Origin of the sequence: Rhodococcus sp. 114MFTsu3.1 (assembly GCF_000383555.1) — a bacterium.
Lineage (GTDB): Bacteria > Actinomycetota > Actinomycetes > Mycobacteriales > Mycobacteriaceae > Rhodococcoides > Rhodococcoides fascians_E.
On sequence record NZ_KB911550.1, the window covers coordinates 191,687 to 206,448 of the forward strand.

Annotated in this window: 10 protein-coding genes; 2 read left to right on the top strand and 8 right to left on the bottom strand. The window is 65.8% G+C overall.

Annotated elements, in window-relative coordinates; translation table 11 throughout:
• Window positions 1-19 precede the first annotated feature (19 nt).
• On the top strand, window positions 20-904 hold the full coding sequence (locus H292_RS0114520; protein ID WP_033189547.1) for a DUF5996 family protein: 885 nt from the start codon (window positions 20-22) through the stop codon (window positions 902-904).
• On the opposite strand, the gene H292_RS0114525 is transcribed toward H292_RS0114520, so the two are convergent.
• From H292_RS0114525 to H292_RS0114550, 6 genes are all read right to left on the bottom strand, one after another.
• Complete coding sequence (locus H292_RS0114525; protein ID WP_231383850.1) at window positions 871-2,487, bottom strand: MFS transporter; 1,617 nt, start codon at window positions 2,485-2,487, stop codon at window positions 871-873. The two genes, H292_RS0114520 and H292_RS0114525, sit on opposite strands and share 34 nt — an antisense overlap.
• Before the next feature lie 5 nt (window positions 2,488-2,492).
• Complete coding sequence (locus H292_RS0114530) at window positions 2,493-3,326, bottom strand: NmrA/HSCARG family protein (RefSeq protein ID WP_027498827.1); 834 nt, start codon at window positions 3,324-3,326, stop codon at window positions 2,493-2,495.
• A gap of 53 nt (window positions 3,327-3,379) precedes the next feature.
• Window positions 3,380-4,918: a MadC family VWA domain-containing protein gene (madC, locus tag H292_RS0114535; RefSeq protein WP_019663707.1), complete on the bottom strand. Its 1,539-nt coding sequence runs from the start codon at window positions 4,916-4,918 to the stop codon at window positions 3,380-3,382.
• Complete coding sequence (locus H292_RS0114540; protein ID WP_020111876.1) at window positions 4,915-5,982, bottom strand: MadB family AAA-type ATPase; 1,068 nt, start codon at window positions 5,980-5,982, stop codon at window positions 4,915-4,917. Before H292_RS0114540 ends, madC begins: the two co-directional genes overlap by 4 nt.
• 18 nt (window positions 5,983-6,000) lie before the next feature.
• Complete coding sequence (mdo, locus tag H292_RS0114545) at window positions 6,001-7,272, bottom strand: NDMA-dependent methanol dehydrogenase (protein WP_019663709.1); 1,272 nt, start codon at window positions 7,270-7,272, stop codon at window positions 6,001-6,003.
• Between the two features lie 118 nt (window positions 7,273-7,390).
• Complete coding sequence (locus H292_RS0114550; RefSeq protein WP_020111878.1) at window positions 7,391-10,192, bottom strand: AAA family ATPase; 2,802 nt, start codon at window positions 10,190-10,192, stop codon at window positions 7,391-7,393.
• A gap of 138 nt (window positions 10,193-10,330) precedes the next feature.
• On the opposite strand from H292_RS0114550, the gene H292_RS0114560 reads away from it, so the two are divergent.
• On the top strand, window positions 10,331-12,475 hold the full coding sequence (locus tag H292_RS0114560) for an HNH endonuclease signature motif containing protein (protein WP_027498829.1): 2,145 nt from the start codon (window positions 10,331-10,333) through the stop codon (window positions 12,473-12,475).
• A gap of 19 nt (window positions 12,476-12,494) precedes the next feature.
• Here the strand turns inward: H292_RS0114560 and H292_RS0114565 are convergent, their stop codons facing one another.
• Both H292_RS0114565 and H292_RS0114570 read right to left on the bottom strand, forming a co-directional pair.
• Window positions 12,495-14,081: a GMC oxidoreductase gene (locus tag H292_RS0114565; RefSeq protein WP_196806172.1), complete on the bottom strand. Its 1,587-nt coding sequence runs from the start codon at window positions 14,079-14,081 to the stop codon at window positions 12,495-12,497.
• Window positions 14,082-14,185: 104 nt separating this feature from the next.
• Window positions 14,186-14,737, bottom strand: coding sequence for a TetR/AcrR family transcriptional regulator (locus tag H292_RS0114570; RefSeq protein ID WP_020111881.1), 552 nt, complete (start codon window positions 14,735-14,737; stop codon window positions 14,186-14,188).
• Window positions 14,738-14,762 lie beyond the last annotated feature (25 nt).

Below are 14,762 nucleotides of genomic sequence, written 5' to 3' on the forward strand. Positions count from 1 at the left end.
AGTGCAGGACGATATGGCCATGCAACCCGAATACGACGCATGGCCGTCACTTCCGGTGGACTCGTGGATCGAGACCCGCGACACCGTTCAGCTCTGGACCCAGATCGTCGGTAAGACGCGGATGGCGCTCGGCCCGGCCGTCAATCATTGGTGGGGTGTGCCCCTGTACGTCGACGCCCGCGGCCTGACGACGTCGCTGATGCCCGTCGGCGATCGAGGGCTCGAGATCAGGTTCGACTTCCTCGCTCACGACCTCATCTTCGAGGTCACCGACGGCCGCACGCGCCGCATGAAGCTGGAACCGCGCACCGTCGCGGACTTCTACTCCGAGTACACCGCGCACCTCGACGCGTTGAGCATCGACGTCGACATCGTCGGAACGCCGGTGGAGTTGCCCGACGCGACGCCGTTCGCCGAGGACACCGTGCACGGTTCCTACGACGCGGAGGCGGTGTCGGCGTTCTGGCGTTCGCTCGTCAGCGCGCACTCGGTGTTCTCCGCGTTCCGGGCCGATTTCCGCGGCAAGTCGAGCCCAGTTCATTTCTTCTGGGGTGCGTTCGACCTGGCGGTCACGCGATTCTCCGGCCGACCAGCGCCCACTCATCCCGGCGGTATCCCCAACTGCCCGGACTGGGTGATGCACGAGGCGTACAGCGACGAGGTCTCCAGCGCCGGGTACTGGCCGGGTGGGGCGGAGGAAGGCGTCTTCTACGCCTACGCCTACCCCCATCCCGACGGGTACGACACCCACCCTGCCGTCGAGGCGCCGGCACATTGGGACTCCGCACTCGGGGAGTACGTCCTGCCATACCACCTCGTTCGCCAGTCGGACGACCCCGCGGCCACGGTGCGCCGGTTCCTCGAGCAGACTCATTGCGCTGCCGTGGAGACCGCCGGTTGGTGACGGGGTGAAAGGCAGACCGCGTGGGTTTCGCCTGCCGGTGCTCCGCCGAGAACGTGGGTGAGCGCCGCCGCGATGACCTCGTGGTCGGAGCCGGTCCAGCGTTCGTCGCGCTGGCGTCGGTACTGCGACCACGACGGCACGCGGAACTGTTCGAGAATCAGCTCCGGGTTGTCGAGGCTGCGATACAAGCGCCAGGAGAACGCTCCGGTGCGTCGACGTGAACGCCCGACTCCTGCCATGGCTGCGGTGAACGCGTCCCGTTCGGAGTCCTCGACCGTGTAGGACACCGTGATCTGCACTGGTCCGTCGTCCGGTTCCGGTTCGAACACCACCGTCGGTGTCGGCCAGGCGCTGGACACCGTCCGATCGAGGGTTCCGGTGTCCGGCAGCAGCGGCAGCAGGGCCACGCTGGCGGCGACGATCACGAGCAGTGCCGTCGCCACCAGCGCGGCGTCGACGAGACCGATGGTCGACGCCACCCACCCCCAGACCAGGGATCCGGCGGCCTGCGATCCCATGAACACCAACAGATAGACCGACATCGCCCGAGCGCGGACCCAATGCGCGACCGACAGCTGGATGGCCGCGTTCAGTGCGGTCAGCGTCGTGATCCACGCGATACCGGCCAGCACGAGACCCGGGATCACCACCCACATCGGCAACCACACGAGGGCGGCGGTTCCCGCGCCGTACGCCAGAGCCGACACGACGAGAAGGGTGTTGGCGGACCACCGGGCTCGCAGCGCAGGTGTCAGGGCGACGCCTGCCACCGCCCCGACGCCCAGCACGCCGAGCAGTGCGCCGTATCCCATTGCGCCCAGGTCCAGAACGGACGCCGCGATGGACGGAAGGAGCGCCCACAGAGCCGACGCGGGAAAGGCGAACAGTGCCGAGCGGACGATGATCCGTCGGATTATCGGGCCGGAGCGGACGTACCGAAGGCCGGTCAGCAGTGACTCTCCGAGTCGCTCCCGGCCGGACGTGTCCGTGCGGGGACGCTTCCACCCGAGCAGCGCTCCGACGACGGCCAGGAACGACAGCGCGTTGAGACCGAAGACGAACGTCGTCCCGGCGAACGCGACGAGAACGCCTGCGACAGCCGGACCGATGGCGCGAGCTGCATTCACGGTGACACTTCCCAGTGCGGACGCGGCTGGAATCTGATCCCGCGGAACCAATTCAGGCTGGATCGCCTGCCACGCCGGAGCCGACAGCGACGTCCGACACCCGAGGACGAAGGTCGACGCCAGCAGACCGATCGGCGTCAGCGCGTCCGTCCAGGCCAGGACCGTGAGAACCCCGGCGGTGACACTCGACGCGACGCCGATCACGAGAAGCAGGATCCGACGATCCAGTGCGTCGGCGAGGACTCCCGCGAACAGCGCCAGCAGCAACGTCGGGGCGAGGCTCGCGGTCTGCACCGAGGCGATCACCGTCGTAGACGCGCTCCGTTCGACGAGGAACCACTGCGCCCCGACGGTCTGCATCCAACCGCCGATGTTGGACACGAGCTGAGCGAGAAACAGCATGCGATACACAGAATTTCGCAGCGGCGCCCACGCTGAACCCTCGTGTGCGGTCACCCCAGTCACCTCAGTTCCGCCACCCAGTCCGTGAACCTCTGCCACCCGATCTCCGGGTACTTGCGGCGCAGACCGTCGATGTTCGCGTCGTACCCGGTATCGGTCAGGAACTGGAACATCGCGCGCATGTCCGGCGACGAGATCGCGGCGGCGTCGTACGAGTGCGCGGTGACGGTGGTGCCGAGGGCCGCCCCGAGCGCAGCGGCCATCTGGGCGGGGGTCGGATCGTCGGATGCCAGATCGATTCGGGCGCCGAGGAATCGGGACGGATCGGACAACACGAGCGCGACGAATCGACCGAGATCGCGGCGGGACATCTGCTGCAACGGGGTGTCCACCGGTAGCGGTAGGTCGAGTCGTCCACGTCGAACGTCCTCGATGCCGCCGAGCATGTTGTCGTAGAAGTAGGTGGGGCCGACGATGGTGAACGGCACGGTGGACGCTCGCAGAATCGCTTCCGTCCTGGCCTTCGTCTCGAAGTGCGGTATTCCCGTGGATCGATCCGCGTCGGCAACGGACGAGAACACGACGTGGGGAACGTTCGCGGCCACCAGTGCGTCGACGAGTGCCTGCCCCTGGGCGATCTCCGCCTCCGGTCCGTCCTCGAACGGAGTGGTCATCGCGAACACGCCGGCCACACCGGTGAACGCGTCGGTTGTCGCGGACCGATCGGTGATGTCCGCTTTCCTGATCTCCACACCCCGCTGCTGGAGTGCGTCGGTGCGGGCGGACACTCGCCGTACCAGAGCTCGGACCGGAATGCCCCGTTCCAGAAGGGCGTCCACGACAGCCCCTCCCTGACCTCCGGTTGCTCCCACGACTGCACAAGGCTTGCTCATACTCGTCACACTGCCGTGCCCGTGCAGTTCGGTCATCAGTCGTGCGACTGAACTCAGCGCAGAGCATTACCCAAATCGGGCGCTCTCTCGATCAACTGACGCGCATCCCTGGCCGTCACGACGCCGTTGCACACCTCGGCGTACTCGCTCATGGCGCACGAGGCCTGCGACCAGTACCGCTCGTGCTCGGGTGTCACCCAGGCCAGGCGATGCACCTTCCTGGCCAGTTCCTCCAATTTGTCCACCCGCGGTGGCAGACCGTTGCACCGGCCGTCGCCGACGATCAGGACCGAGGTGCGCGAGGTGACCTTGGAGCCGTGCGTCGTCAGCAGTTCCTCGAGCGTGCGTCCGTAATCGCTGCTCGCCTCCAGATCCAGCTCGGGTGCTGCCAGAACCGATGCGAGCGCGTCGTCACCGGTACTGCGCGCCAGCAGGTCCGTCACGTCGACCGGGTTGTCCACGAAGGCGAGGACCGTGCACCTGCTGGTCCGATGCCGCATCGCCTGCGCGAGCCGCAGAGTGAACGCGGTGATCGGGCGTACCGACAACGAGACGTCGGCGAGAACGAGGAGTCGAACCCGTTCCGGCACAGGCTTGTCCACCATCAGATGGAAAGGAACCCCGTCGGTTCTCATGCTTGCCCGGACCGTCCGACGCATGTTCAGTCGCCCGTTCGTGGCTTCGCGCGGCCGAGGCCGCGGTGTACCGCGCATGCGGCGCAGCACTTCTCGGCATGCATCGTTCACGTCGGCGCGCGACGGGATGTCGGAATCGGGCGAGTCGGACGCCGTCGCCGTATCGCGTGAGGTACCGGCGCGATCCTGGCCGGAGATCGCGTCGACGAACGCTTCCACCGCGTCGACCAACTTCTCGAGTTGCGCCGCGGTCAACGGTTCTCCGTCACCCTGGTCACCGTAGAGCGAGTGGGGGTCGTAGGCGTCGAGCCAACGGAGAATGCCCTCCGGGTCGTCCCATGTCAGCGTCCCCTGCGAGATCATCGCCTGCGCCGACGACAGGTCGCCGACGGTCGCGGAGTCGGCGCGGTCGACGTCCACGGTGAACGACACGCCCCTTCTGCCGCTGTCGTTCTCGGTGTCGACGGCCAGGTTGGAGTCCGCACCGGTGATGGACAGGTCGTCGTCGTCCTTGTGCGGGTTGAATCCTTTGTCCGCCTCGGGAGTGTCGAAGAAGTCACCGACTTCGGCTGCATTCTCGTTGTAGTCCGCGTAGCGGCCGGTGTCCTTGTCGTCGTTCGAGATCTCGAGGGTAGTAGGCGCCCCGTCGGCACCCGAATCACGCGTCGGCCGATGCTCGTCCAGAACGGCAACCGGCCGGGGGTGGAACAGCCGGTCGAAGGCGGCGTCGAATCCGTCCTGCTCGTAACTGTACTTGGCGCACGTCGCACGCAACGCGGACTCGAGGGTCCTCAGGTCACCGGCACCGACGAGACCGAGAACCCGTCGCACTTCGATCACTTCGGCGGGCGAGGCCGACACGCCGTGCCGACGCAGCAGGCGGCCGAACACCGCCGCGACGACGTCGAGTACGTACGCCGGTGTACTTCGAGGAGCGAGACCGGACACGGCACTCACTTCTTTCTGATTCCGAACCCACTGCCGGTCGAGCGCGGGTCGCGGCCGCCGGTACCTCGGAAGGCCGCGGTGGTGGTGTTGGGCGGCCGGGAGGCGACGCTCGTGCGCGGCTCGTCGGCTGTCTCGGGTTCCGGTGTCTGCGCTCGACCACGAACCAGCTCGACGTCGCTTCCGTACTTGAGAAGAGCTGCCAGCAGGATCTCTCGCGTGCGTTCGGTGTCGTGATCCTTCAGGATCATCGCGGCGCGGGCTGCATCGATGACCTCGGAGACCGATGGACTCTTGCGCAGCGGGAGTTCCCTCAGGGACCTGGCGAGTTCGACGACGTCGGCGACGGTGGCGTCCTCCACTTCGGGGGCCCGGGAGGACACGATCTCACGTTCCCGTTCGGGCGTCGGGTAGCCGACGGAGAAGTGCAGGCAGCGACGTTTCAACGCGGCGGACAGTTCGCGAGTGTCGTTGGAGGTGAGGATGACCCACGGGTCGGTCCTCGCCGCGAAGGTTCCGACCTCCGGGATGGTGATCTGCTTCTCGGCGAGGATCTCGAGGAGCATCGCCTCCATGGACTCCTCGGTCCGGTCGACCTCGTCGATGAGAAGTACGACGGGTTCCTCGGACAGGATGGCGTCGAGGAGTGGCCGCACCGCAAGGAACTTCTCGGAGTACAGCCCGAAATCCGTGTCCGCCAGTATTTGCGACGCTTCCGCGGTGCTCTCGACCGCCGCGAGTTCGGAGCCGATGCGATCGCGCAGCATCTGTACGTGCAGAAGCTGTTTGGCGTAGTCCCATTCGTAGAGGGCGCGATTGTCGTCCAGTCCCTCGTAGCACTGCAACCGCACCAGCCTGCGCCCGCCTGCGACGGCGAGCGCCTTGGCCAGTTCGGTCTTGCCGACACCGGCCGGCCCTTCGAGCAGCAGTGGTCGATCCAGGGCGATCGCGAGATGGACTACGACGGCGAGATCGTCACCCGAGATGTATCCCGTTTCGCGAAGACCGTCACGGACGGTGTCCGCGCTGGTCGAGAAGATCGGTTCACTGCATGCCTCCAGGCCGGCCGATGTCATGGTGGTTCTCTCCTGCGCTCAGTAAGCCTTGTTGATGGCGTGATCGACGACGGGGATCATGGAGTCGACGGTGACCTCGCGGGGGTTGCCCGGGGTGCACCAGTCTCCCTGGATGTGCTCGGAAATCTTGAGCACCGTCTTCTCGTCGCCGGGGATGACCTCGCCGCGTCCGGTGTACTTGCCGGTGTTCATGCGGTTCTTGTCGTAGAGCCTGGTGTTGACCTCACCGAAGTTGTCGGGAATGCCGACGTCTTTCGCGAGGCGAATCGCGGCTTCCACGGCAGCGTCGGCCGCCTGCACCGTCGTCAGGTTGCGGGTGTCCACGCCGAGAGCGCCTGCCATCTGTGCGTAACGCTCGTACCGCGAGGGCAGGTTGTACTCCCACACGCGGGGCAGAGCGATGGCGTTGTTCAGGCCGTGGTGCGAGTCGAAGTAGGCACTGACCGCGTGCGAGATGGAGTGCACGATGCCCAGACCACCGGAGTTGAACGCCTGTCCGGCGATGTACTGCGCGTTCATCATTCCCTCGCGGGCCTTCAGGTTGCGCGGTTCGTACACGGCCTCGCGGAGGTTCTTGGCCACGAGCTCCACCGAGTACAGAGCGTTGCCGAGAGACGGCGCGAAGTCCAACCGGGAGACGAAAGGCTCACTGCCGTGGGCCAACACGTCGAACCCGCAGTAGGCGGTGAAGTGCTGCGGGCAGGTGTAGTACAGCAGCGGATCGTCAATGGCGACGGTGACGATCGATGCCTCGTCGAACGCGACCCACTTGTGCGGGTTGTCCATGTCCGACGTGTCGGTGATCACGTACGCCCAGGACGTCTCCGAACCGGTTCCGGCGGTGGTGGATACCGCGATGTGAGGAGGGTTCTCCTTGTTGGTGGATTTGGCGAAGCCCTCGAACTCGTTGATGTTGCGTCCGTCGTGAGCGATCACGATGCGAGCGCCCTTGGCTGCGTCGTGGCTCGAGCCACCACCGACGGAGATGATGCTGTCGCACTTCTCCTTCTGGTAGAGGGCAGCAGCGTCCATGACGTTGTAGTCCTTGGGGTTCGACTCGACCTTGTCGTACAGGACGACCTCGACACCCTGGTACTCGATCTTGCCGATGAGTTCCTCGATGATCCCCGAACCGCGGAGGCCGGTGGTGACGAGCAACGAGCGCTTGAATCCGAGGTTCTTCGCCTCGACGCCGATGATGTCGTGTGCGCCCACTCCGAGAAGTGCGCGTGGGAAGGGGTGGAATTCCTTGATCGGGAAATCCCAGATCTGGTTGAGCTCGATTGCCATCGGATCCTCCTGGTGAGTCGGTGTGACTACGCTCACTCTGAGGGTTCGACGTGATCGGCGACAAGGGATTTCACCCCGAACCACCCGTCCGCTGAACCGAACTACCCGATCGGTCAGGTCACGGTGCTGCCCGGTCGATCATCCCCCGCAGTTCGTGACGCTTGCTGACTCCGAGCTTCGGATACACGTGATATAGGTGCGAGCCGATCGTCCGTGGTGACAGGTGCAGCTGCTCGCCGATCTGACGGTTCGTCAACCCTTCCGCGGCGAGAGTCGCGATGTGCTGTTCCTGAGCCGTCAGTGACGCCCACCCGTCCGTCGCCGTCGGCGTCGATCCGCGAGATCCCCCGGCTGCCCGCAGTTCCGCCCGGGCGATGTCCGCGAACGTCCGCGCGCCGACGGACTCGAAAGTATCCAACGCCGCTGCCAGGTGCGGCCTGGCCTCGGTCGGACGGCGGTTGCGGCGCAGCCATTCCCCGTAGTGGAGCTGAGCGCGTGCACGCTCGACCGGCCACCGATGACCGTCCGGATCGAGAACTGCCGTCCGGTAATGACGTTCGGCACCGCGAGTGGTTTCGCTCACCAGCGCGGCGGCCAAGTGCCGGAGCAACCTGATTCTTGCCGGTGGCTTCGACCCGATCGCACGCCCGATGGCCGTCACGAACTGCCTGGCCGACGCCTGCTGCCCGCTTCGGGCACCCGCCCACGCCAGGTCCGCGATTCCCAGCACCGATTGAATACTGTGCACCGGCGTGCCGTCGTCCTCGAACACACTGCGCAACCGCTCGTACGCACCCGCGAAATCGCCGTTCACACAGGCGAGGAACGAACGGGCCCGCGTCAGATCGACCGTCAGCGCACCGTTCGCCCTCGGCTCGAACAGCGTCGCCGCCCGCGCGAGGTGTCCTTTCGCGACGTCCAGGTTGCCGCGGTGCGATTCGATCGTCCCGCGGTGGATTTCCACGTTGGCGTCGACGAGTGCCATCCTGCCCACTGCCGCCACCTCGGACGCCTCGTCGGCAGCTTTGTCCACCTCGCTCCACCGGCCGGTGTCGATCAGGGCACCGAGGAACGCAGCCATTCCCATCGCGCCGGCCCCGAGACTTCCCACTTCACGCAAAGATTCGATGCCGCGTCCGAAGTAGGACAGGGCGTCGACACTGTTCTCGCTGAGGTACGCCCTCGTCCCTTCCGCCAGCAGATACGAGATCTTCGCCGCGATCGACGAGGTCTCGTCCAGGGTTTCGTGGGCCTCCGCTCCGAGGGTGCTCGTCGAGTACTCGGCAATCAGCTGCCGGACTGCTTCTTTCGCCGCGTCCGGCATCGGCGACAGAAGGTCGCGTCCTTCCGAGGAAAGCTCACCAGGGGCGCTCGGTGCGGGAATCGCCTCGGCGAGACGGGCCAGCGCTGTTCTGCGCCACTCGCCACCGCTGAAATGAGCAGCACCGAGTGCGGTGAACAGCAGTGCCAGGACCAGACTTTCGTCCGTCGGCGTGTACTCCGCGAACGTGCGGCGCACCACGTCGAACGCTTCGTCCGGTTTGGCGGTCTGCAACAGAATCGACGCGGTCGGAAGCGCTGCGGCACTCCGAATCTCGGGCGAGACCGTTGCTCGGCGAACCTGAGCGGCCAACGACAGTCCCCACTGCGGATCGCCCGCCATGTAGGCGGCGTGCGCGGCACTGGCGTATCGCAATGCCGCTTTGTCCGGGGCCGGAGAGATCTGCGCAGCCCGTTCCAACGCACGTGCCACCTCGAAGAATCCTCCTCGGCGGTGGGACAGCTCGGCGGCGCCTTCCAGTTCCGCGGCCACCGATTCGTCCAGGCCGTCCGCGGCCGCAGCACGGTGCCACGCCCGGCACGGCGGATCGTCGACCAATCGAGCCGCGAAATCCTCGTGTGCGGCGCGGCGCTGATCCACACTGCAACCCGAATAGGCTGCGGCGCGCACCAGTGGGTGCGTGAAATGTACGGCGCGGCCGTCGATCACGACGAGACCGGAGCGTTCAGCTTCCCTCCACACCGACAGATCGCTGCCGAACCCTGCAGCCGCGGTGATGACGTCCAAGGATTCGTATCCGGATCCGGACGCCGCGTAGAGCAACAACTTTCGCGTCGGCGGTGTCAGATCGGCGATCCGAAGGGAGAACAGCGACTGCACCCGACGAACCCGGTCGTCGCTGGTACCGGCCGACAGGTCGACGCCCGACCGGACGACGGCACGGCTGAACTCGATGATCGCGAGAGGATTTCCCTCGGCCTGACGGATGATCTCGAGCCGCGCGGAGCGAGACGGCGTCGTGGGCTGACGGTCCAACAGCGCAGCCGACTCGGCGTCGGTGAGGTTCGGAACCTCGGCTGCCGCGACACCGGGATCGACGCCGTCGGGAATCCGGTGCCCCCGCGCACTGCACAATGTGGTCATCGGCCCGGCCACCCGCCTGACCGCGTACACGACGATGTCGAGCGAATCCCGGTCGAGGAGGTGCGCGTCGTCGAGAAGCAGGACGAGAGGTGACTCCTCGGCGAGCACTTCCAGGAGGTGGAGTACCGCGTGCCTGCAGGCGTACATGTCGACCATCGCGGGCAACGGCGCACGGCCCAGCATCTCGTCGAGTGGGGTTCGAACCGCCTCGGGTAGACGGTCGACGAACGCCATGACCGGCCACAACAACTGCTGAAGTCCGGAGAACATCTGCTGCGTCTCGGCGTCCACGCCCGACGCCTGCAGCACTCGAACACCGGCGTCCTCGGCGACGGCACGCGCATGCCGGAGAAGAGTGCTCTTCCCGATCCCGGCCTCCCCCAGCAGCCAGAACATCCGATCACCCGCGCCGGGATCCGTCACCATGCGAGTGATCGACGCAGCCAGCGCGTCTCGCCCGACCAGCGCCCCGGCGAGCGGGTGTTCCGCAGTCATCGAGCACCGCCCGTAGTTGTAGCAACAATCTGTCGTTCACATTGTGACACCGCCGCGCCTGTCGTACGACGTTCGCATAGCCACCCACGGCGGCGCATACCCGTTGTGTTCGAACATATGTTCGATTACACTTGGGGCATGGGAATGCAGGGGGGCACGACCAGAGAGGTTCGCGCAGCTGCCGATGCAGCTGCGGCGACGGCGCTGTCCTCGCTTGCAGATGCCCGCCGGGCCGAGAACAGGTGCGCTGCCGCGGTGGTCCGTTCGGTACACGACTTGACCGAACTCAGATTCGCAACGGAGATGGACGTACATCACTTAGGAGAGGACGAAGCCGACATCGCGTTGGCCAGGCGCACGGTCGAATGCGAGGCCGCCGTCGCATTGTCCCTCTCCCGCATGATGACGCGTGACCTGTTGACCGTCGGTGCGCAACTCGCGTGGCGCCTACCTCGGGTCTCCGCAGCCTTCGACGAGGGCGACTTGGACTACCCACGCGCCCGGGCAATCGCACTCACCTTGGAGAAGGCAAGCGACACCACGGTCGCGGCGTTGGAGGAGTCCATACTGTCGGCCGCGCTGCGCATGAACACCAGAGCACTCGAGGAGAACATCTGGCGAGCCTGGTTCGAGCACGACGCCGCCGAAGCCTCCGCCGCTCAGAAAGCAACCGAATCCGAGGAGCGCTGCGCCGAGGTGAAGCGAGGCGATGACGGTACGGCCACCCTCATTGCCAAGATGTCCACTCTCGAAGGCGCGGAATGCAACTCAGTTCTGGAAGAATTGATCGGGACAGTGTGCTCCCGTGATCCGCGGACCAAGAAGCAGCTCCGAGGATTCGCACTGCTGGCCCTCTTCCACCGCGAGGACTTCATCCTCTGCACGTGTGGTCGAGCAGAGTGCCCTGTCCGCAGCACCGAGCGAGTCCACAAGGATCGTCGCCCCCACCTGCTCCAGATCATGATCGACATCAAGACACTGCTGGGGCTGACCAACGAACCCGCGACCCTCGGAGACGGAACCGTTCTCGACCCTGAAATCGCACGACACATCGCCGGCAGTGCCGAGTGGCAGATCCTGCTGACCGAACTTCTCGACGCCGCGCACCACGCGACCGCTGCAACCGATCGCACCGCCGAAGCCCGGGTCGAGTCCGACGATGCCTCGCCGCAACACAACACCGACGGCAACGACGGCAACGACGGGGACAGCGATACCGACGGCCCCGGTGACTCGGGTGGCCCTGGTGTTCCGTCCGGCCCTGATGTTCCGTCCGGCCCTGTACCGCGGGTACCGTCGGGCGGCGGCGCGTCGGAAGGTCCGCGCGCTGTGCGGCTGCTGCGCCGTGGCAAGATCCGGTCGGCAGCTCCGCTGCCTTCACGGGAATCCGCTTCCGCCAACAGAACAACGTCGTCGAAGGGCCGACACCGCGACATCGATCTGTCGAAGTACATACAGGACTTCCTGTCCGCGTCGGCGCAGGATTCATCGTTGACCCGCGGAGTACACCCCGACGGCCATGGCGGTTTCCTCGAGCCGCCACCTGGCGCGCTGACGTACAGGCCGTCGGCCGAGCTTGTCGCACTCACGCGAGCTACGCACTGCACGTGCACATTTCCTGGGTGCAGTGTGCCGTCCGAACGGTGCGAGATCGACCACGTCGTACCGTTCGACCACAACGATCCCATCGCAGGCGGATGGACCGTTCGATCCAACCTGCAGCCTCTGTGCAAATACCACCATCAAGCGAAAACACTGAAGCTGTGGACCGCTGCGGTATTGGCCGGCGACGCGATCTACTGGGTGTCGACGTCGGGCCTGCGCCACATCACACCGTCGACCTTCGGGACAGTCGTGGTGCCTGCGACGTTCCGACATACATCGAAACACCGCATGCGGCCTGAATCGTGGATATGGAACTCGGACCGAGAGAGCGGCATGGGCTACGTCGTCGACCCATGCGATCTGGACGACTCGGCGCACCCCATGTCCGCCGACAGAGCAGACGCTGCAGCGACGCTGGAGCGGGTGCCCTCCGACGCACTGTACGAGCCGACATGGTGGGAGATGCACATCTCCGTCACCGATTCGACGTGGTCGAAGGTCGCCAACATGAATTCTCCGATGGCCGACGGCACCATTCGCATACCCTCGCTCGGCGACATCGCGCGGATGACCGACACCCAGGACCGGGAGGATGCCACGTTCATTCGGCGCATGTTCGTCGAGCATCGAACGGTCATCGCAGCCCGAGAAACACGAAACTACCGGGCGCCCTTCTGAATGCTCTGCGCTCGGGACGCTAGATGATCGTGCCGACGTCCTCGGTGACCAATCGGTCGAGGGCGCGTTCTGCGATGGCTGCGATGGTCATCGACGGATTGCAGGCGGCCGCATTGCCGGGGAGAAGCGCCCCGTCGAGAACGTACAGTCCACGCTGCCCGAGGACACGACCTTCGAGATCGCACACCGAACCCATGTTGGCTCCGCCGAGTGGATGCCACGTGGTCGGCACGAGGGCGTTGGTGTCGGTGAGTACACCCGACGGACCGGCCAACCGGTGTGCAGCCGGCCCGATCTTCGACAACTGAATACCCGAGTCACCCTCCCACGGCCACTGCAGTACCGCATCGTCGGCGGCACTGTCGTACACGAATCTCCCGCGTCCCTCGCTCACGCCGTACCCGACCATCGTCGTACTTCGGCCGTCCAGTCCGAGCGGCGGGAACGACGCCTGGATGATCGTGAAGGCAGCATTCGGATCGTCCCACTGCAAGCTCCCGTAGACGACGGGTCCTCCCTGCTGCGGTCCGAACCCGTTCACGATGTCGGTCCACACGTAGATGCGGTCTGCGTTGGTACCCCATCCTTCGCCGAGAGCATCCGGCATGTCGGGGATACGCCCCGATGCGGACGCCCGCAGCAGCAACTTGGTGGTGTTGGTGCTTCCCGCGGCCATCACCAGCGTGTCGGTCGTCAGAATCTTGTTCTCGAGCACCACACCCGACGGGTCCGTTCGGTCGACGTAGAGGGTCCATCGGCCGTCGGGAGCCCTCTCCACGTCCCTGACCTCGTGCAGGACTTCCACGGTGACGAGTCCCGTCGCCTCGGCCGCGGCGATGTAGGTGACGTCGACCGAGTTCTTGCCACCGTTGTTCACCCCGAGAGCGCCGTCGCCGTTGGTGTAGGACGGTGCCATTTCTCCGCGCAGTTCTGCGAGGGCGTAGTTCCAGTCGATCGGCATCGGAATCTTCGATACCGGAAATCCCTCACGCTCCGCGTTCCGGGCGAACACTCGCGCTGCCTGGTAATTGGGGCTGTCGATCAGTTCGTCCGGTGCGGTGGCCAGCCCGAGCATGCGTGCCACGCGTGGGTAGTGCACGCGGTCGAGGGTCTTCCAGTCGAGGCCGTCCGGGAAATTGGCGTCGAAGACGTGTTCCGCGGGTTGCAGTGTCATTCCCTGGTAGACGAGTGACCCGCCTCCGACGCCGGCCGCACACAGCGCCGTCATGTTGTCTCCGACGACGGCCTCGAGGAGACCGGCGTACGGATCGAAGGCGACCGGTCTCCCGAAGAGCTGCGGGTTGGACCTGTGCCACAGAATGCGTTTGTCCGGGTTGGCCGCGTGCGGGAACGTCTCGGCGTTCGGGCCGGTCGGCCAGCGCATTCCACGCTCGAGCACCGTCACCGGCACACCGGCCTCCGCCAATCGAAGCGAGGCGACGCCGCCGCCGAATCCGGACCCCACGACGACGACGCGGTGGTCCTCTCGAACGAGAGGCACCCGGTTCACCCTCGAGCGGGCACCGGCCCGGCCACCTCCCAGTGCGGCGCCCGCAACAGCGACCCCCGCCCCGGTCAAGAACGTTCTGCGACTCACAGTCGGCAACGAGCCCACCCCCACCCCGTCGGAAACGACAGCCCCTCCGGACCGCGTCGACCCAAAACTAGACACCCCGGCGAAGAAGTGTCAAGGTTTTCTCGGGCGCGGTGTCAGGCCAGTCGGTCGAGCGCGGGTTCGAGCCACCTGCCGAGGAACTCACGAAGGGACTCGTCCGTACGCACCGCATCGCTGTCGAAGACGATCACCGACAGGCCGAGGCGCACGGTGATCTCGACGATCTCGTCCAGGCGCCGCTCGTCGACCATGCCGCGATCGACGAGCGAGTCGAAGAACTGCCGCGCAACAGGTTTGGCGCGCGCGATCATCCCGTAGTCGAAGACAGGGTTTCCCTGCTCCGCCACCAGAAGCGCCGCGAGCACGGGATTGGAGCGAAACGCGTCACGTCCCGACACGATCATCTCGGTCGCGAACTCCGCCACGGAGCCGGTGGATTCGAGCCTCGCACGAATGCCGCCCAGAATCTCCAGCACCAGACTGGCCACCGCCTGAGACACGACCTCTTCGCGAGACCCGAAGATGCTGTAGACGGTTTGCCGCGAGACCCCCGCGGCACCGGCGACCGCGGCAACGTTGACCCCCTCGAATCCACCGTCCTCGATCAACCGCAGAGTTGCGTTGAGGACCTTCTGGCGCGACCGCATTCGTCCATTATCTACGTCGTCAGCA